This window comes from Pseudomonas anatoliensis (genome assembly GCF_017976235.1).
Lineage (GTDB): Bacteria > Pseudomonadota > Gammaproteobacteria > Pseudomonadales > Pseudomonadaceae > Aquipseudomonas > Aquipseudomonas anatoliensis.
Window position 1 is genome coordinate 431,989 of sequence record NZ_JACVHC010000005.1, and the last position, 17,488, is coordinate 449,476.

Annotated in this window: 17 protein-coding genes and 1 tRNA gene; 10 read left to right on the top strand and 8 right to left on the bottom strand. The window is 59.7% G+C overall.

The features are described 5' to 3' along the window. The first annotated feature begins 12 nt into the window (after positions 1 to 12). The 3 genes from ICA16_RS18750 (at position 13) to ICA16_RS18760 (ending at position 3,646) form a co-directional block, all read left to right on the top strand. Entirely contained in the window at positions 13 to 1,332 is a 1,320-nt protein-coding gene (locus tag ICA16_RS18750) for a S41 family peptidase (RefSeq protein WP_150604025.1), read from the top strand. Between the two features lie 2 nt (positions 1,333 to 1,334). After that, a complete protein-coding gene (locus ICA16_RS18755; protein ID WP_210701229.1) occupies positions 1,335 to 2,111 on the top strand; it encodes a divergent polysaccharide deacetylase family protein in 777 nt (258 codons plus the stop codon). Between the two features lie 119 nt (positions 2,112 to 2,230). Further along, positions 2,231 to 3,646 carry a Vps62-related protein gene (locus ICA16_RS18760; protein ID WP_210701230.1) on the top strand — a complete coding sequence of 472 codons (1,416 nt, stop codon included), beginning with the start codon at positions 2,231 to 2,233 and terminating at the stop codon, positions 3,644 to 3,646. Here ICA16_RS18760 and ICA16_RS18765 read toward each other — a convergent pair. The 7 genes from ICA16_RS18765 to ICA16_RS18795 all read right to left on the bottom strand — a co-directional run bounded on the left by ICA16_RS18765 (position 3,627) and on the right by ICA16_RS18795 (position 9,435). Next, positions 3,627 to 4,382, bottom strand: coding sequence for a substrate-binding periplasmic protein (locus ICA16_RS18765; RefSeq protein WP_150617454.1), 756 nt, complete (start codon positions 4,380 to 4,382; stop codon positions 3,627 to 3,629). The two genes, ICA16_RS18760 and ICA16_RS18765, sit on opposite strands and share 20 nt — an antisense overlap. Before the next feature lie 73 nt (positions 4,383 to 4,455). Continuing rightward, positions 4,456 to 5,226, bottom strand: coding sequence for an imidazole glycerol phosphate synthase subunit HisF (gene hisF, locus ICA16_RS18770; RefSeq protein WP_007897430.1), 771 nt, complete (start codon positions 5,224 to 5,226; stop codon positions 4,456 to 4,458). A gap of 9 nt (positions 5,227 to 5,235) precedes the next feature. After that, a complete protein-coding gene (hisA, locus tag ICA16_RS18775) occupies positions 5,236 to 5,973 on the bottom strand; it encodes a 1-(5-phosphoribosyl)-5-[(5-phosphoribosylamino)methylideneamino]imidazole-4-carboxamide isomerase (RefSeq protein ID WP_014336098.1) in 738 nt (245 codons plus the stop codon). Positions 5,974 to 6,015: 42 nt separating this feature from the next. Continuing rightward, positions 6,016 to 6,276, bottom strand: a complete 261-nt coding sequence (locus ICA16_RS18780; protein WP_150593884.1) for a DUF2164 domain-containing protein — start codon at positions 6,274 to 6,276, stop codon at positions 6,016 to 6,018. Further along, entirely contained in the window at positions 6,277 to 6,915 is a 639-nt protein-coding gene (hisH, locus tag ICA16_RS18785; RefSeq protein WP_150604030.1) for an imidazole glycerol phosphate synthase subunit HisH, read from the bottom strand. Continuing rightward, positions 6,915 to 7,508 (bottom strand): imidazoleglycerol-phosphate dehydratase HisB, encoded by a 594-nt coding sequence (hisB, locus tag ICA16_RS18790; RefSeq protein ID WP_042557195.1) that lies wholly within the window; start codon positions 7,506 to 7,508, stop codon positions 6,915 to 6,917. The genes hisH and hisB overlap by 1 nt, the downstream gene beginning before the upstream one ends. 262 nt (positions 7,509 to 7,770) lie before the next feature. Next, the gene (locus ICA16_RS18795; protein ID WP_210701231.1) at positions 7,771 to 9,435 is read right to left on the bottom strand and encodes an OFA family MFS transporter; all 1,665 of its coding nucleotides are present in this window, start codon (positions 9,433 to 9,435) and stop codon (positions 7,771 to 7,773) included. A gap of 353 nt (positions 9,436 to 9,788) precedes the next feature. Between ICA16_RS18795 and ICA16_RS18800 the strand changes: the two genes are divergently transcribed. From ICA16_RS18800 to ICA16_RS18830, 7 genes are all read left to right on the top strand, one after another. After that, positions 9,789 to 12,014: an AsmA family protein gene (locus ICA16_RS18800; RefSeq protein WP_210701232.1), complete on the top strand. Its 2,226-nt coding sequence runs from the start codon at positions 9,789 to 9,791 to the stop codon at positions 12,012 to 12,014. Further along, positions 12,011 to 13,078, top strand: a complete 1,068-nt coding sequence (gene mutY / locus ICA16_RS18805; RefSeq protein WP_150617452.1) for an A/G-specific adenine glycosylase — start codon at positions 12,011 to 12,013, stop codon at positions 13,076 to 13,078. Before ICA16_RS18800 ends, mutY begins: the two co-directional genes overlap by 4 nt. Then, entirely contained in the window at positions 13,075 to 13,347 is a 273-nt protein-coding gene (locus ICA16_RS18810; protein WP_095190072.1) for an oxidative damage protection protein, read from the top strand. Before mutY ends, ICA16_RS18810 begins: the two co-directional genes overlap by 4 nt. 103 nt (positions 13,348 to 13,450) lie before the next feature. Continuing rightward, positions 13,451 to 13,526: transfer RNA gene (locus ICA16_RS18815), tRNA-Phe, on the top strand. A 266-nt stretch (positions 13,527 to 13,792) separates the two neighbouring features. Next, the gene (locus ICA16_RS18820; RefSeq protein WP_210701233.1) at positions 13,793 to 15,217 is read left to right on the top strand and encodes an L-lactate permease; all 1,425 of its coding nucleotides are present in this window, start codon (positions 13,793 to 13,795) and stop codon (positions 15,215 to 15,217) included. 27 nt (positions 15,218 to 15,244) lie between these two features. Then, a complete protein-coding gene (locus tag ICA16_RS18825; protein WP_210554355.1) occupies positions 15,245 to 16,723 on the top strand; it encodes an aminotransferase-like domain-containing protein in 1,479 nt (492 codons plus the stop codon). A gap of 30 nt (positions 16,724 to 16,753) precedes the next feature. Next, positions 16,754 to 17,101 (top strand): hypothetical protein, encoded by a 348-nt coding sequence (locus ICA16_RS18830; protein ID WP_210701234.1) that lies wholly within the window; start codon positions 16,754 to 16,756, stop codon positions 17,099 to 17,101. A gap of 13 nt (positions 17,102 to 17,114) precedes the next feature. Here the strand turns inward: ICA16_RS18830 and ICA16_RS18835 are convergent, their stop codons facing one another. Next, the gene (locus tag ICA16_RS18835; RefSeq protein ID WP_224787133.1) at positions 17,115 to 17,330 is read right to left on the bottom strand and encodes a YceK/YidQ family lipoprotein; all 216 of its coding nucleotides are present in this window, start codon (positions 17,328 to 17,330) and stop codon (positions 17,115 to 17,117) included. Positions 17,331 to 17,488 lie beyond the last annotated feature (158 nt).

Below are 17,488 nucleotides of genomic sequence, written 5' to 3' on the forward strand. Positions count from 1 at the left end.
AGTTCGTTCGACATGCTGCATTTGTCCCGCCTTACCTCGCTGGCCCTGACGATCGCCCTGGTGATCGGCGCGCCTCTGGCGTTCGCCGCTCAACCGGCTCCGGCCGTCGCTCCGGCAGGCACAGCTGCGACCTCCAAGGCCCCGCTGCCGCTGGAAGAGTTGCGCACTTTTGCCGAGGTCATGGACCGGATCAAAGCCGCGTACGTCGAGCCGGTGGACGACAAGACCCTGCTGGAAAACGCGATCAAGGGCATGCTCAGCAACCTTGATCCGCACTCGGCGTACCTCGGCCCTGAAGACTTCACCGAGTTGCAGGAAAGCACCAGCGGTGAGTTCGGCGGTCTGGGCATTGAAGTCGGCGCCGAAGACGGCTTTATCAAAGTCGTCTCGCCAATTGATGACACGCCAGCGTCGAAGGCCGGTATTCAGGCTGGCGACTTCATCGTCAAGATCAACGGTCAGCCGACTCGCGGCCAGACCATGACCGAAGCCGTGGACAAGATGCGCGGCAAGATCGGCCAGAAAATCACCCTGACTCTGGTGCGCGACGGTGGCACGCCATTCGACGTAACCCTGGCGCGCGCCGTTATACAGGTGAAAAGCGTCAAGGCGCAGCTGTTGGAGTCGGGCTACGGCTACATCCGCATCACTCAGTTCCAGGTCAAGACCGGCGATGAGGTCTCCAAGGCCCTGGCGAAGATGCGCAAGGACAACGGCAAAAAGCTCAACGGCATCATTCTCGACTTGCGTAACAACCCGGGCGGCGTGTTGCAGGCAGCGGTGGAAGTGGTCGACCACTTCATCACCAAAGGCTTGATCGTCTACACCAAAGGCCGGATCGCCAACTCCGAGCTGCGCTTCTCTGCCACCGGTAAAGATGAAAGCGAAGCGGTGCCGATGGTCGTGCTGATCAACGGCGGCAGCGCCTCGGCGTCGGAAATCGTCGCCGGTGCATTGCAGGATCAGAAACGTGCGGTGGTCATGGGCACCACCAGTTTCGGCAAAGGCTCGGTACAAACCGTGCTGCCGCTGAACAACGACCGCGCACTGAAGATCACTACCGCGTTGTACTACACACCGAATGGCCGTTCGATCCAGGCTCAGGGCATCGTCCCGGACATCGAAGTGCGCAAGGCCAAGATCACCAGCGAGGCGGACAGCGAATACTTCAAGGAAGCCGATCTGCAAGGCCACTTGGGCAACGGCAACGGCGGCGCCGACAAACCAAGCGGTTCCGCAGGCAAGGCCAAGGCCATGCCGCAGGATGACGATTACCAACTGGCCCAGGCCCTGAGCCTGCTCAAAGGCCTGAGCATTACGTCCGGCCGTTGAGGATGTCTTTGCGTTTCGTCTTCGTTCTGTTGTGCTGTCTGGCGGGTGCTGCTCACGCACAACCCGCCAGCTCAACGCCTCACAAAGCCTACCTGACGCTGATCATCGACGACCTGGGGCAAAGCCTGCCCCGGGATCGCCGTGTGCTGGCCCTGCCCGGGCCGGTGACCGCCGCGATCATGCCCGACACCCCGCACGCCACCGAGTTTGCCCGCGAAGCCCACAGCGCCGGCAAGATCGTCATCCTGCACATGCCGATGGATCCGGCTACCGGACCTTACGCCTGGCATCCCGAACTGCCGATCGAAGAGCTCGAAAAACGCCTCAACGCCGCGTTCAAAAGGGTCCCGTACACCGCTGGCATCAATAACCACATGGGCAGCCGCATGACCGCGCAACCCGTGGCCATGGCGTGGTTGATGGGCGAGTTGCAGCGGCGCCACAAGTTCTTCGTCGACAGCCGCACCAGTGCGCAGACCGTGGCCGCCCAGCAGGCGCAGAAAATTGCTCTGGCGAGTGTTTCGCGGGATGTTTTTCTTGATGACGAGCGCACTGAGGCTGCGATCTTCACGCAGCTGCAGACGGCAATCAGTCTGGCGCGCAAACAAGGTTCAGCCGTGATGATCGGCCATCCGTATCCACAGACCCTGGCGGTGCTGGAACGCGAGTTGCCCAAACTCAAAGCCCAGGGCATCGAGTGGATCAACATCAAGCAGATGATCAGTTTGCGCAGCAATCGCGCCATGGCCGGGCATGGCAAGGACGGCGTGTACCGGTAACACCCTGTCACGTTATCCAATACATAGTTACCACCAGGTGCCTGGCGCACTTGCAGATAGTGAGACCTGCAACAGGTCGCGACTCCCCCTGAGTCGCTTTTCTACTATCAGGAATAACGATGACTACTCAAGACAATGCCGTATTGCCCGCCAGGCAAATGGAATCCATCAAAGTCGACAACCTGTTGATCAACTTCACGACGGAGTTTCAGCGGATCCAGGACACAGCAGGTCTACGCTCCCAATCCGCAAGCTTCTGGCGCCCGATGCCCGACCCAGACCTGCTACCAGGATACTTCCCGCTAGGCGACATCGCCCTGCACAACCGAAACAACCCGAATGGCCTACTCATTACGGCCGTTGTCCGCGAGGGCGAATCTCCGGGAGAGGGGAAATCCAAGACAAATGCGCTGACTCGGCCCACCGATTTCGAACAGATCTGGAGGGATACAGGCTCGGGCTCTGTCATGCGTCTGGCTATGTGGCGGCCGATACCGCCCGAAGGCTATGTCGCGCTGGGCACTGTCTGCACCAGCGACCACGACAAACCTTCTCTCAATTCTGTCCGTTGCGTCAGGGAAGACCTCGTGGTCGGCGCGAATATCGGCAATCAGATCTGGAACGACAAAAGCAGTGGCGCCAAGAACAATTTCAGTGCCTGGAGCGTTACCCCGCGGACTGCCGCAGAGGGTGAAATCCACTTCGCACCCGGTACTTTTATTGGCGTAAAAAGCTATATAGAACCGGCCAGGCATTATGCCGCTTATGCTCTACGGATACCGATTGCGGTTGAAGTCTCATCGCCTGCAGAGGCACCGATGTTGACCACAAACCTGTCGCCCCTATCGGCAGGAGCGGAGAAGGTCACGCATGTCGTTCGCCTGCCCTGGTTCGCCGTGAGAGAACAACTTCCACCGATCGAGCAATTTCAGCAATCACCTATTTATGAGCTAAGGCGCACGGACCAGTACATGCTCGTCGGATCCGCCCGCAATGACACGGATCAAGCCCAGTCGGTCAAATGGCTGGCGCGCCCCGATCACGACCGGGACGAAATATTGAGCTACAGCGGCGAGTCGGCCCTTAAAATCGCAAAACACTGGCCAACCCAAGTGCTTAGCGACATTCGCATGACCCGATTCTCGGCGCTCCTGCCCAAATCATTCAGCCACACAGAAACAACCTCGACTGAATGGGGCAATCCACACCCTGTAGTAGTTATCGCCATGGCAGCCAAGGGTAAATCGGTTGCGGTGTATCGAATGCAAAGCCTATACGAGTTGCTGCGTGCCGATGGCACCAAGATGGCGTTCGACACTCATTACGCCGACAACAGCAGCCTTTATATGACTGAATTCCCTGCGCAGCTGGAAGAAGTGGCCAAGCATTGTCCACTACCGCTTACGACCTCCTCGACGCAGACCCCAACGATCAAAGTCGATATGACCTCTTCAGCGCAGGCTGCAACAGTCGACGTCGATATGACCGTTGAACCGGCGCCCGAATTGCCGGTGGTTACAGATAGCGCGCCATGATGTCGTCAACGACACCTTCTTTGCGCAACTGATCCAGAGCCGTCTGCAGCCTGGTGACGATCTCATCGGAGACGTCCTTGTTCAGCGCCAGGTATAACTCGGCGCTATTGAAGCGCAGCACGGTTTTGAGTCCGGTCACACCATCCTGCCGCGCCAGATAACGGCCGGCAGGATCGCCCGTGGCCCACAGGTCGATCTGGCCGTTGATCAGCTTTTTCGCATTGTCCTGATCGCGCAGCACAACCACTGGCTTCAAGCCTTGCTTGGTCAAAGTCTCGGCAATCGCGTCGCCTTTATAGGCGCCGATTTTGTACTTGCGCGCATCATCGAGGGTTTCGAGGGTGATCTTGCTGTCAGCCTTGGCCAACAGGATCCAGTCGTCGGGGCCGATCGGGCCGACCCACTTGAAGAGTTTTTCGCGATCGGGCAGACGCGCCATCACGAAGGCGCCGTATCCGGGATTTTCCAGCGCCAGTTTGTACACCCGCTCCCAAGGGAAGCGCAGGGTCAGGCTGTAAGTGAGGCCGGCACGCTGGAACATCTCGCGCACGATATCGGTGGCGATACCGTTGATGTTCTCGCCTTGAGCGAAGTTCTTGCCGTTCTTCGCCATGTTGTACGGCGGGAAGTTTTCGGTGAGGAGCACCAGATCGGTGTCGGGATTGTTTTCGGCCCTGACACTGTTGATGAGCAACAAAGAAGCACTGGCGAGAACAAGAAGCAGGCGTTTGATCATGTCGGGCTACCGAAATCCATGGCGTGCCCAAGAGTGCCTTGGGCACGCCATGCTGTCCACTGGCCTGTACCGTTTAACGCATCACAATCCCGCGATGGGCCATATAGGCCTTGGCTTCCTGCACGGTGTATTCGCCGAAGTGGAAAATACTCGCCGCCAACACCGCGCTGGCGTGGCCTTCGAGAATGCCGTCGGCCAGATGCTGCAAGTTGCCGACACCGCCGGAAGCGATCACTGGAATGCCCAGTGCATCGCTGATGGCGCGGGTCACGCCGAGATCGAAACCGTTTTTCATGCCGTCCTGGTCCATGCTGGTCAGCAGGATCTCACCGGCACCGAGGCCTTCCATCTTCTTCGCCCATTCGACTGCATCGAGACCGGTCGGCTTGCGCCCACCGTGGGTGAAGATTTCCCAGCGCGGGGTTTCGCCCGGACCCGACACCTTCTTCGCATCGATGGCGACGACGATGCACTGCGAGCCGAAATGCTGCGCGGCTTCGCCAACGAATTCAGGGTTGAACACGGCGGCGGTGTTGATCGAAACCTTGTCCGCGCCGGCATTGAGCAGGTTGCGGATGTCTTGCACGGTGCGTACACCACCGCCAACGGTCAGCGGAATGAACACCTGGCTGGCCATGCGCTCGACGGTGTGCAGCGTGGTGTCGCGGCCATCGACGCTGGCGGTGATGTCGAGAAAGGTAATCTCGTCAGCACCCTGCTCGTCATAACGACGGGCGATTTCCACCGGGTCACCGGCGTCGCGGATGTTCTCGAACTTCACACCTTTGACGACCCGGCCGTTGTCCACGTCCAGGCAAGGGATGATGCGTTTGGCCAGCGCCATGGTCAGTCCTCAGCCTTTGTACGAATCGCAGAAAGCTTGCGCTTCAGCGACGTCGAGGGTGCCTTCGTAGATCGCCCGGCCCGTGATGGCACCGATGATGCCCGGCGCCTTGGCGTCGAGCAGCGACTTGATGTCACCGAGGTTGTGAATACCGCCGGAAGCGATCACCGGGATCTTGGTTGCAGCAGCCAGCGCAGCGGTGAACGGTACGTTGCAGCCCTGCATCATGCCGTCTTTGGCGATGTCGGTATAAACGATCGAAGACACGCCATCGGCTTCAAACTGCTTGGCCAGATCGATGACCTGCACGGTGCTGATTTCAGCCCAGCCGTCAGTGGCGACAAAACCGTCCTTGGCGTCGAGGCCGACGATGATTTTGCCCGGGAACGCACGGCACGCTTCGGCGACGAAGGCCGGATCTTTCACGGCTTTGGTGCCGATGATCACGTAGCTCACGCCAGCCTTGACGTAGTGCTCGATGGTTTCCAGCGAGCGAATGCCGCCGCCGATCTGGATCGGCAGGTTCGGATAGCGCTTGGCGATGGCGGTAACCACTTCGCCGTTGACCGGCTGGCCTTCGAAGGCGCCGTTCAGGTCGACAAGATGCAGACGACGGCAGCCGCCCTCCACCCACTTGGCAGCCATGCTCACCGGGTCATCGGAGAACACCGTGGAATCTTCCATGCGGCCCTGGCGCAGACGTACGCAGGCACCGTCTTTAAGATCGATAGCGGGGATAATCAGCATCTGGCAAACCTTCAAATTTGAATGTTCAGCTTGGCTCGGAAATCAGTTTTTCTCGAGCGCCCACAGGTCGCTTTCGATGCTCTCAAACCGTTCCTTGAGGTGGGTCTGCACATCGAAAATCGCCCTGTTGTAGTAGTGCGGAGCAATTTCGCGGGTAAACAGCTCAAGAATTTCTGCCGCTTCGAACGAACCCAGGTCCAGTTCGAAGCGATCCTCCATGAACCGCTTGATCTTGTGATTGGCCTCGTTCTCCTGTTCGGGAGTGAGGGTCAGGATCGGCGGTCTGGATTTCTTGGCAGCCATTTACCAGCGACCGTCCCACGCAGCGAAGTTCTGCAGCAATTGCAGGCCATGGGTATGGCTCTTCTCCGGGTGGAACTGCACGGCGAAACGCGAGCCATCGGCCAGCGCTGCAGCGAAATCGACACCGTAATGACCGCCGCCCACCACCTGCCGCGCGTTGGCAGCGGCAATGTAGTAGCTGTGCACGAAATAGAAACGCGCCATGTCCGGAATGTCGTGCCACAGCGGGTGACTGACCTTCTGCTTCACCTCGTTCCAGCCCATGTGCGGGACTTTCAGGTGCTCGCCGTCTTCATGCAGGTCTTTGCCGAAGAACTTCACCGCGCCCGGGAACAGGCCGATGCAGTCGACGCCGTTGTTCTCTTCGCTGGTATCGAGCAAGGCTTGCATGCCGACGCAGATGCCGAGGAACGGACGATCCTGGCTGACTTCACGCACCAGCGAATCAAACTCGAGGCGACGGATCTCCGCCATGCAATCGCGAATCGCGCCGACACCCGGGAACACCACGCGGTCAGCTTCGCGGATCACGGCCGCATCGCTTGTGATCAACACTTTACCGGCGCCGACGTGCTCCAGGGCTTTGGCCACCGAGTGCAGGTTACCCATGCCGTAATCGATAACTGCAACGGTCTGCATTACAGAACGCCTTTGGTCGATGGCATCTGCCCGGCCATGCGCTCGTCGAGTTCGACAGCCATGCGCAGCGCGCGGCCGAAAGCCTTGAACACGGTTTCGATCTGGTGGTGGGTGTTGGTGCCACGCAGGTTATCGATGTGCATGCTGACCAGCGCGTGGTTGACGAAGCCCTGGAAGAATTCCTGGAACAGGTCAACGTCGAAGCCGCCAACGGTAGCGCGGGTGTACGGCACGTGCATTTGCAGGCCCGGACGACCGGAGAAATCGATCACCACGCGCGACAGCGCTTCATCGAGCGGCACGTAGGCGTGGCCGTAACGACGGATGCCTTTTTTGTCGCCGATGGCTTTGGCGAAGGCTTGGCCGAGAGTGATACCGACGTCTTCCACCGTGTGGTGGTCGTCGATATGCAGATCGCCCTTGCATTCAATATCCAGGTCGATCAACCCGTGACGGGCGATCTGATCCAGCATGTGCTCAAGAAAAGGAACACCGATATCGAATCGGGCCTTTCCGGTGCCATCAAGGTTGATCGAGGCTTTGATCTGGGTTTCCAGAGTGTCGCGCTCGACAGAAGCCTTACGTTCGGCCATCACCAGCTCCGCAAAATCATTGGGCGAAAAAGGCAGCCATTATAGGCACGCGAACGCGAAACAGAAACACGAGAAGGGATATGGCTGACGGAGTGAATCCGGGGGTGCCGCGGGTAGACATGTCCATACAAGCCATTACAGGCGCCCAAAAACAACTGTAGGAGTGAGCCTGCTCGCGATGAGGACCTTGCAATCAACATTTCTGTGACTGTCAGACCGCTATCGCGAGCAGGCTCACTCCTACAGGGGTACTGCTTTTTACTTAGTGAAACAATACCGCCGTTTTCTGCAGAGTCACCCACACACCCCATGCCAACGGAATACCCACTGCCAGCCAAGCAGCAATCGCCAACGGCTTGCTGCCCGGTGCCGCTTTCCATTCCAGAACGGTGGTCGCATCAGCGCCTTTGTCATGGCCCAGCGCCTGTTCGGCAGCCAGTTCGGCGTCGGTCATGAAGTACTTGTCAGCCACCGGGCGCACCAGCAGGTTGCACAGGAAGCCCAGCACCAGCAAACCGGCGAGGATATACAACGTGATGTCGTAAGCGGCAGCGCGTTCAACGCCGATGCTCAGTTGATACTCACGCAGGTAGTTCACCAGCACCGGACCAAGCACACCGGCCGCCGCCCAAGCGGTCAACAGACGACCGTGGATCGCGCCAACCATCTGCGTCCCGAACAGGTCGGCCAGATACGCCGGAACCGTCGCAAAACCACCGCCGTACATCGACAGGATGATGCAGAACGCTGCCACGAACAGCGCAACGTTGCCCAGGTGGCCCAGGTTCGGGATCAGCGCATACAGGGCAAAACCCAGTGCGAAGAACACGAAGTAGGTGTTTTTGCGGCCCAGGTAGTCCGAGAACGATGCCCAGAAGAAACGGCCACCAATGTTGAACAGGCTCAGCAGACCGGTGAAACCGGCAGCAATCGCGGCAATCGAAGCCAGTTGCCCGGCGTCGAGTTGGCCAAACGGCACATCAACACCCAGCAGTTTGCCGCCGAACACTTCCTGCAGCAGTGGCGAAGCCATGCCGAGAATGCCGATACCGGCAGACACGTTCAGGCACAGCACCAGCCAGACCAGACGGAATTGCGGGGTTTTCCACGCCACATTCACGTGCACGTGACGGTGCGTGATCATCGAGTTGGATGCTTTTTTCGCTGGAGCGGTCCAGCCTTCAGGTTTCCAGCCGGTTGGAGGCACGCGGTAAGCGAGGGCGCCACCGATCATGAACACGAAGTAGATCGCCGCCATGGCCACGAAGCTCTGCCAGACGCCAACGCCTTCAGCCGAGCCGAAGTGGCTCATCAGCGCGGTCGCCAACGGTGCACCGACCATCGCGCCACCGCCGAAGCCCATGATCGCCATGCCGGTCGCCATGCCGCGCTTGTCCGGGAACCACTTGATCAGGGTCGACACCGGCGAGATATAGCCCAGGCCCAGACCGATACCACCGATCACGCCGGAGCCGATCCACATCAGCCAGATCTGGTGGGTATAAATCCCCAGCGCCGAAATCAGCAGACCACCGCACCAGCACAGTGCCGAAACCACACCAGCCTTACGCGGACCGGCGTGTTCCAGCCAGCCACCCCAGATCGCTGCCGAGCAGCCGAGGAAGATGAAGAACAGGGTGTAGATCCAGCCGAGCATCGAGATCGGCCAGTCGCATTGCGACGAGAAGACTTGTGCGATGAAGCTCATGTCCGGCGCGCAAGCCACCGGTGCAGTAACGCCCAGCGCCTTGGACAACGGCAACCAGAACACCGAAAAGCCGTAGGCCATGCCGATGCACAGGTGAATGGCCAGAGCGGCCGGTGGAACCAGCCAACGGTTGAAACCGGGCTTGGCGATGATGCGTTCCTTGGACAGGAACGCGGGCTGATCGGCTTTGAAGCCGTCCGCCGTGATGCTCGTGCTCATTGTGTATCCCCCAATTATTAGTATGGTTCGCCAGCCACTGTTCACCCCCGGCCTTATGCACGCAGGCATGACCGTTTTTTTGAGTGAAGCTCCTTGAAGGCGCGACGTTAAGTCGCAGAAGGACGGACGAACCGGCGAAGGTTACCATTTGCACGTGACAGAAAAACCAAACTGATATCACCTTTTTTCTGTTACCTGATCTTATCTCTGCGGTGAACCCCCATCGCATCCGTTGTCGAAGCGCTACAAGCGGCGAGTCAACGACCAAGGCAGGACGCCTCAGCAGTGAAGACTGATGCAGCGCTATACTCCCCGGCTAAATTACGAATTCGACTAATTACAAGGACTCGCCCATGAAAGCGTTCGGCAAAATCCTGGGTCTGGTACTCCTCGGGCTGTTGCTGATCATTGTGGCGGCAGGCTTTGCCCTGACCCACCTCTTCGATCCCAACGACTATAAAGACGAGATCCGCCAGATAGCCCGCGACAAAGCCCACATCGAGCTGACGCTCAATGGCGATATCGGCTGGAGCCTGTTCCCTTGGCTCGGCCTGGAATTGCACGAAGCCAGTGTCGCCACCCTGGCCAAACCCGCCGAACCGTTTGCCGATTTGCAGATGCTTGGCCTGTCCGTGCGCGTGCTGCCGCTGTTGCGCCGTGAAGTGCAGATGAGCGATGTTCGCGTCGAAGGCCTCAACCTGCGCCTGAACCGTGACAAGAACGGCCATGGCAACTGGGAAGATATCGGCAAGGTGCCGGTCGCGCCTGGTGCAACGCCGCCAGCCACTGCTCCTGGCCAACCCGCCAGCGACGCCCCTGTCGCCGTGGAGAAACCGGCGCAACCGATCCGCCTCGACATCGACAGCCTGACCGTCAACAACGCCCGCGTTGAGTACAACGATGAACTGAGCGGCAAGCAGTTCAGCGCCGAGAGCATCCAGTTGAGCACCGGCCCGGTGCACGACTCGACCAACATCCCGATCAAAGCCACCGCATTTCTCGGCACTAATCAGCCGGTGTTGCGTGTGCGCACCGAGCTCAATGGCGAGTTGCGCTTCGAGCGCGCCCTGCAACGCTACAAATTCGAAGACATGAAGCTCTCCGGCGAAGTGGCGGGCGATCCGCTGCAAGGCAAGACCATGACCTTCTCCGCCCAAGGGCAACTGCTGCTGGATAAAGCGGCGAACGTCGCCGAATGGACCGGGATCAAGATCTCCGCCAACCAATTGCGCGCCTTGGGTGAACTGAAAGCCAACGACCTCGACAAGACCCCACAGATCACTGGCGGTATCTCGATCGCCCAGTTCGATCTGGCGAAATTCGTCGACAGCATCGGTCAAAAACTGCCGGTCATGGCCGAAGGCAGCCTGAGCAAAGTCGAACTGGTCAGCCGCATTGCGGCCACACCGAGCAGCGTCGCGTTCGACAACATCAACCTGAAACTCGACGACAGCAGCTTCAGCGGGCGCATCGCCGTCGAAGACTTCGCCAAGCAATCGATGCGGGCGATCCTCAAGGCAGACACCTTCAACGTCGACCGTTACCTGCCGCCGAAATCGGAAAAGGCCAACAGCGCCACGCAAACCCGTCAGGCCGAAGTCGCCAGCACCGAAGCCAATGCCATCGCCGGTGCGGGCTCCACGCCGCTGCCAGACAAACCGAGCAAAACCGCCTGGAGCACCGAGCGCCTGCTGCCGGTTGAACGCCTGGCCAAGCTCGACGTGGACGCCGACCTGACCTTCGGCCAACTGACCCTCGACAAACTGCCGATGCAGAATGCCGCACTCAAAGCCACCGGCCAGGGCGGTCTGCTGACCCTCGGCAACCTCAGCGGCGAGCTGTACAACGGCGGCTTCGAAGCCAAGGGCACCCTCGACGTGCGCCCGAGCGCCCCGGTGCTCAACCTGCAGACCAAAATCAATCGCGTGCCAGCGGAAAAAATCCTCGAAAGCCAAGGCAAAAAACCGCCCGTCACAGGCCTGGTAACACTGACCAGCAACCTCACCGGCAGCGGCAACAGCCAACAGGCGCTGATCGACAGCCTCAACGGCAACGCCAGTTTCGTCATCAACAACGGCGTGCTGCTCAACGCCAACCTTGAGCAGCAACTGTGCAAAGGCATCGCCACCCTCAATCGCAAATCACTCAGTGGCGAGCCACGGGGCAAGGACACTCCGTTCCAGGAACTCAAGGGCAACCTGACTTTCCGTAACGGCATCGCCAGCAACCCGGACCTCAAGGTTCGTATTCCGGGCATGACCGTCAACGGTGACGGCGACATCGATCTGCGGGTGCTGGGCATGGACTACCGCGTCGGCATCATCGTCGAAGGCGACACCAGTGCCATGCCTGATCCGGCCTGTCAGGTCGGCGACAAGTTCGTCGGCATCGAGTGGCCACTGCGCTGCCGTGGCCCGCTGGAACTGGGCGCCAAGGCGTGCCGCCTGGATAACGAACGCATGGGCCAGGTCGCGAGCAAACTGGCCGGCGACAAACTCAGCGAGAAGATCGACGAGAAACTTGGCGACAAGGTCAGCCCGGAATTGAAAAACGCATTGAAGGGGCTGTTCAAGCGATGAGAGCGGAGCAGTTTTCAGAGGCGGTGCTGGATTGGTTCGACCGCCATGGCCGCCACGATTTGCCTTGGCAGCAGGACATCAACCCGTATCGGGTCTGGGTGTCGGAAATCATGTTGCAGCAGACTCAGGTCAGCACTGTGCTCAACTACTTCGACCGCTTCATGGCCGCGCTGCCAACGGTCGAAGCCTTGGCCGAAGCGCCGGAAGACGAAGTGCTGCACTTGTGGACCGGCCTGGGTTACTACACCCGCGCACGCAATCTGCAGAAAACCGCGAAGATCGTCGTCAGCCAGTACGCTGGCGAATTTCCGCGCGATGTCGAGAAGCTGGTCGAGTTGCCGGGCATCGGCCTGTCCACCGCTGGCGCTATCGCCAGCATCAGCATGGGCCTGCGCGCGCCGATCCTCGACGGCAACGTCAAACGCGTTCTGGCGCGCTTTACCGCGCAGGAGGGCTACCCCGGCGAGCCGAAGGTCGCCAAACAGCTGTGGGCCAACGCGGAGCGCTTTACGCCGCACGATCGGGTCAACGCCTACACCCAGGCAATGATGGATCTCGGCGCCACGCTATGCACCCGCAGCAAGCCAAGCTGCCTGCTGTGTCCGCTGGAGCGCGGCTGCGAAGCCCACATGCTCGGCCTGGAGACGCGCTATCCGATTCCCAAGCCGCGCAAAGCCATCCCGCAGAAACGCACGCTGATGCCGATGCTGGCCAATGGCGAGGGCGCGATTCTGCTTTATCGCCGCCCATCGACCGGCTTGTGGGGCGGTCTGTGGAGCCTGCCGGAACTCGACGACCTCGACGACCTGCAACATCTCGCCGATCAACACTCGCTGGCACTGGGCGAGCAGCAGGCGCTGCCGAGCCTCGTCCACACGTTCAGCCATTTCCAGTTGGCCATCGAACCCTGGCTGGTTCAGGTGCAGGAGGCCAGCCATCACGTGGCCGAGGCCGACTGGCTCTGGTATAACCTCGCCACCCCGCCGCGCCTGGGCCTCGCCGCCCCGGTCAAAACCTTGCTCGAACGCGCGGCCGCCGTCTTGAATGCAGGAGAGTCGCCATGACCCGCACCGTAATGTGCCGCAAGTACAAAGAACAACTCGAAGGCCTGGAACGCCCACCGTACCCGGGCGCCAAAGGGCAGGACATTTTTGACAACGTCTCGGCCAAGGCCTGGGCCGACTGGCAGAAACACCAGACTCTGCTGATCAACGAAAAACGCCTGAACATGATGAACGCCGAAGATCGCAAATTTCTGCAGGGCGAAATGGACAAGTATTTCTCCGGCGAGGAATACGCCCAGGCCGAAGGCTACGTTCCGCCTGCGCAGTAAGCCCACAAAATCGGGGGTCGGATCGTAAGCGACGGAATTAATTTAAGAAATTTTAAAAAAGTCGTTGACGAGAATCCGAAAAACCCTTTTAATGCGCCCCGTTGCCCAGATAGCTCAGTCGGTAGAGCAGGGGATTGAAAATCCCCGTGTCGGCGGTTCGATTCCGTCTCTGGGCACCAAATACCGAAAACCCTGAATCGCAAGATTCAGGGTTTTTTTATGCCTGCGATTTGATCCCCTCCTCCTCACCCCGCTTCTCTCGGTATCCATCGCCCTCGGGTGTATTGGAAAAAACCCGAAATCTGTATCTCTCCCCGTACAGAAAAACTCGCCAGTATTTCTACACGCCTTGGCGAACCCATGCCTGGCCATACCTCGCGCCCCGCAAACACTCTGGACCTTTCAAATCGTCAGAGCGCATTACCTGTTTTCTGGAAACCTGTGCATGAGCTCTCTCTTGTTGCAAATGTCCCCCATCGTTCTGGTCATTGCATTAATCCTGATCGTCCGCCGCCCACCCGTACAAGCCGCGCTGGCGGGCGTGGCACTGGCGCTCGTACTGTGGCTGTCAGGCGCTGCAGGGGCCGTATCCGTCGCGATCACTTCTGCAATCTTTCAGGACACCACAATTCTGTTCCTCAGCACCGCTTGCGTGATCGTACCGGGGCTGGCCTTTGTCATTCTGGTCGAGCGCGGTGGTGCGCCTCAGGCCATCGGTGCCTGGGTCAAAGAGCTCGGCTGGACACCGCCGGCGCAGATCATCTTCATCGTGCTGGGCCTGGCGCCGTTGCTTGAAGCGATGACGGGTTTCGGCGTCTCGCTGATCGCTACGGTGCCGCTGTTGATAGGCCTGTTTACGCGACAGTCGGGGATGAAAATCGCGCTGGCAGGGATGGTCATCATGCCGTGGGGCACTTTGGGGCTGGCGACGGTGATTGGCGCGTTGCTCGCGCACTTGCCGGCGCAAACCCTCGGCAGTCATTCGGCGCTGATCAGTGCGCCGGTGTTCCTCTGCCTGGCCGCGATTGCCATGTGGCAGGGCGGCATCCGCAGCGTCTCGCCGTGGCTGGGGCTGATCGTGGTGACGGCGCTGTTTGTCGCAGTGCTGTTTTCCATCAACCTGTGGATCGGGCCGGAAGTCTCCGGTGTGCTGGCCGGTCTGGCCGTGGCCTGCGTTGGCTTGGGCATTTCGTTCGTACAACGCAGAAAACGGGTGCGCTGGCCGAACGCGGCGTGGCCCTATCTGGCCTTGCTGGGGGTGATCGTTGCGTCGCGAGGATTGTTTGTTCTGTCGGGCTGGGATGCACTGTGGATCGTCAAAGGCGAACACGTTTCGTGGAAGCCATTGGCGTCCCCTGGACTGGCATTGATGATCGTCAGCTTGTGGATGGCGATTCGGCAAAGCGCTGCGGCGGGCTTCCCGTGGCGCGCGCTGTTTAATCGGGCGAAGTTTCCGGTCACGACGATTTTCCTGTTTTTGCTGCTCTCGCAAGTGATGGTCAATGCCGGGTTCCTGGTCGAGGCGCAGCGCACGCTGCAATCGTTGTCCGGGATTTCCCTGGCACCGACCATCGCGTTGCTGGCAGGGATTGCCGGTTATGTCACTGGCTCCAACGTCGGCGGCAACACACTCGTCATGCCGTCCATCGCCGCACTGACCAGTGAGCACGGCGCGTGGCTGGCCGCGATGGTCAATAGTGCCGCCGGGCATGGCGCGCTGGGGTCGCTATCAATTCTGTCGCTGATCACCGGGCTGGCCGGCGCCAACCGGCATGAAGAGCACAGTCTGATCCGATTCGCCTTCGGCCTGGTTGCGCTCAACATCGTCATAGTTGCTGCAACGGGGGGCGTTTTACTCTACTTTCTCTGAATTGTTTCGCGACACAACAGAGAACTTATGGACAGGTTTGATTTGCCGGACAAGCGCTGGCGGATAGTCAAGGATTGGATCATTCGTCAGATCGACAGCGGGGAATGGCCGGCCGATACGAAGCTGCCCTCGATCCGCGCCCTGACCCGAATGTTTGAAACCAGCATCACCACCGTTCAGCGCGCGCTGGCGGATCTGGAAGCCGATGCCTATGTTTCGACGGTCCCCCGTGTCGGCTATTTTGTCTCGGCTTCAGGACGGGGCAAACCGGCCAGTGATTTTGATTTCTCCAGTGTTCCGGTCAACGTCAATCATGCGGTGGTCGCGATGCTCTCCCAAGCGGCTTCGCGCACTACCGCGTCATTGAACTCGGCCGTGTTGCACGGCGACCTCACGCCGAACGTGCTCCTCAACAAGTGCCTTTCGGTGCTGGCCGGCAAAGCTGACAACTCGCTGACCGGGCTGGTCGCACCGCCCGGCCTGCCAGCGCTGCGCCGTCGGATTGCCGGACTGATGCTGACCCGTGGCGTGGTTTGCGGGCCAGACGATATTCTGATGACATCGGGCGACACGATCGCCTTGGAGCTGGCACTGGAAGCCGTCGCGCCGCGAGGCGCCACCGTCGCCATCGAAACCCCGACCTATTACGGCATCCTGCAGACCATCGAACGCCTGGGCATGCGCGCCCTGCCGATCCGTACGCACGGCAAACTGGGCCTCGACGTCGATCACCTCGAAGAGGCGTTGAAACTGAAAAAGGTCGCGGTGATTTTTCTCAACCCGACCCTGCAGAATCCCCGTGGCTTCATCATGCCCGAGGAAACCCGCGCACGGCTGTCACAGATCGCTCGCGACGCGGATGTGCCGATTATCGAGGACGATATCTTCTTCGACCTGGTGCCCGAAGGCGAACGCCCGCGCGCGATCAAGAGCTACGACAGCAGCGGACAGACGATTTACTGTTCGTCATTCTCCAAGACCATCGCGCCCGGCTATCGCGTTGGCTGGTGTCTGGCCGGCAAGTACCGCAATGCCATTCTGGCGCAGATGTTTTCCCGCAACCTGGCGGTTTCCAGCCTGGCGCAAAATGTCCTCAACGAATTTATCGGGCGCGGCTACATGGAAGAGCACTGCGCCAGGCTCAGGTCGCAACTGTCTTCGCATGCAAGCTTTGTCGAAGCGCTGGTGCGCACGGATTTCCCTGCGGGAACCGTGTATGTGCCACCACGCGGGGGGTTCATTCATTGGATCGAGTTGCCAGCACACACGGACATGTTGGCGCTGGATCGGCTGGCCAGCGAGCGCGGTTGCCACGTGGCCGGGAGCGGAATTTTTTTCGCCGACGGGCATGCAACCACGGGCGTGCGTATCTGCCTTGGCACAGCGCTGACCCCGGATGTGATCGCAATTCTGAAGGTGATTGCCGAGTGCGCGCACCTCGCCGGGCGACCATCAGACGTGCGGCAGATGCTGACTGCACAACTTCAAGAAACAGCGGTTTCCTGACCGCGAAAAGGACTTTCGCAGAGCTACCTGATGAACCAGAAAAGAACCCGCATCCCCCTGCCCCATCCGCCGCCGTATCGCCAAAGCCGGGCGACCTTCTGGCTGACCGTACTCGTTGGCGTTCTGATTACCTTCGCTTTCTGCGCATCCATCTGGATGCTGTTCGACAGCTGGACCAGCGGCTCCATCACCACAACCAATCGCGGCCCGAAAGAAACCTACACCCTGGCCCTGCAACCCCGGCGGTTCTGGATCGAGTTCGTGTCGCAAAGCATAGGCACAGCGTTCCTGCTGTTTATCGGGGTGTTCGGATTGTGGATTTATCGCAAAGTGCAGGAGCCTGTGAAGAAGCCGAAAGGCAAGCGCACTCGGCGATAAGCGAGGATCGCCCTCAGAGGGTGTTGACGTAGTCGACTGGCAGCAAGACCGTGTCCAGCGCAGCGTCCACCGGAAGGGAAACAACAGTGATCAACGGACACACGATCATGACGTAACAGATCACAGCCTCTGCCATACCGTCTCCTCCTCTCACGCCGAGCAAGTGCAGGTTGCCATCGACGCCTTTGTAGTAAGGCTCTTCAGAGGCGCCGTTCAAGCGACCAATCATGGTTCCACAACCGGCCATCATCAAAAACAGGCATATTACCGAGCCGAAACGCAAAATCCCTTTCAAAGCCGTGCGTCCTTTGCCATCCCAATATGAGGCGCGCGATTGTACTCGCGTCGATCCTTCGCCACTAATCGCTACGGTCGCGAAGTGGGGTT

Excerpts from the sequence above, each read along its gene's own strand:
- ICA16_RS18750 (WP_150604025.1), top strand. The coding sequence starts at position 13 with ATGCTGCATTTGTCCCGCCTTACCTCGCTGGCCCTGACGATCGCCCTG.
- ICA16_RS18755 (WP_210701229.1), top strand. The coding sequence starts at position 1,335 with ATGTCTTTGCGTTTCGTCTTCGTTCTGTTGTGCTGTCTGGCGGGTGCT.
- ICA16_RS18760 (WP_210701230.1), top strand. The coding sequence starts at position 2,231 with ATGACTACTCAAGACAATGCCGTATTGCCCGCCAGGCAAATGGAATCC.
- ICA16_RS18765 (WP_150617454.1), bottom strand. The coding sequence starts at position 4,382 with ATGATCAAACGCCTGCTTCTTGTTCTCGCCAGTGCTTCTTTGTTGCTC.
- hisF (WP_007897430.1), bottom strand. The coding sequence starts at position 5,226 with ATGGCGCTGGCCAAACGCATCATCCCTTGCCTGGACGTGGACAACGGC.
- hisA (WP_014336098.1), bottom strand. The coding sequence starts at position 5,973 with ATGCTGATTATCCCCGCTATCGATCTTAAAGACGGTGCCTGCGTACGT.
- ICA16_RS18780 (WP_150593884.1), bottom strand. The coding sequence starts at position 6,276 with ATGGCTGCCAAGAAATCCAGACCGCCGATCCTGACCCTCACTCCCGAA.
- hisH (WP_150604030.1), bottom strand. The coding sequence starts at position 6,915 with ATGCAGACCGTTGCAGTTATCGATTACGGCATGGGTAACCTGCACTCG.
- hisB (WP_042557195.1), bottom strand. The coding sequence starts at position 7,508 with ATGGCCGAACGTAAGGCTTCTGTCGAGCGCGACACTCTGGAAACCCAG.
- ICA16_RS18795 (WP_210701231.1), bottom strand. The coding sequence starts at position 9,435 with ATGAGCACGAGCATCACGGCGGACGGCTTCAAAGCCGATCAGCCCGCG.
- ICA16_RS18800 (WP_210701232.1), top strand. The coding sequence starts at position 9,789 with ATGAAAGCGTTCGGCAAAATCCTGGGTCTGGTACTCCTCGGGCTGTTG.
- mutY (WP_150617452.1), top strand. The coding sequence starts at position 12,011 with ATGAGAGCGGAGCAGTTTTCAGAGGCGGTGCTGGATTGGTTCGACCGC.
- ICA16_RS18810 (WP_095190072.1), top strand. The coding sequence starts at position 13,075 with ATGACCCGCACCGTAATGTGCCGCAAGTACAAAGAACAACTCGAAGGC.
- ICA16_RS18820 (WP_210701233.1), top strand. The coding sequence starts at position 13,793 with ATGAGCTCTCTCTTGTTGCAAATGTCCCCCATCGTTCTGGTCATTGCA.
- ICA16_RS18825 (WP_210554355.1), top strand. The coding sequence starts at position 15,245 with ATGGACAGGTTTGATTTGCCGGACAAGCGCTGGCGGATAGTCAAGGAT.
- ICA16_RS18830 (WP_210701234.1), top strand. The coding sequence starts at position 16,754 with ATGAACCAGAAAAGAACCCGCATCCCCCTGCCCCATCCGCCGCCGTAT.
- ICA16_RS18835 (WP_224787133.1), bottom strand. The coding sequence starts at position 17,330 with ATGATTGGTCGCTTGAACGGCGCCTCTGAAGAGCCTTACTACAAAGGC.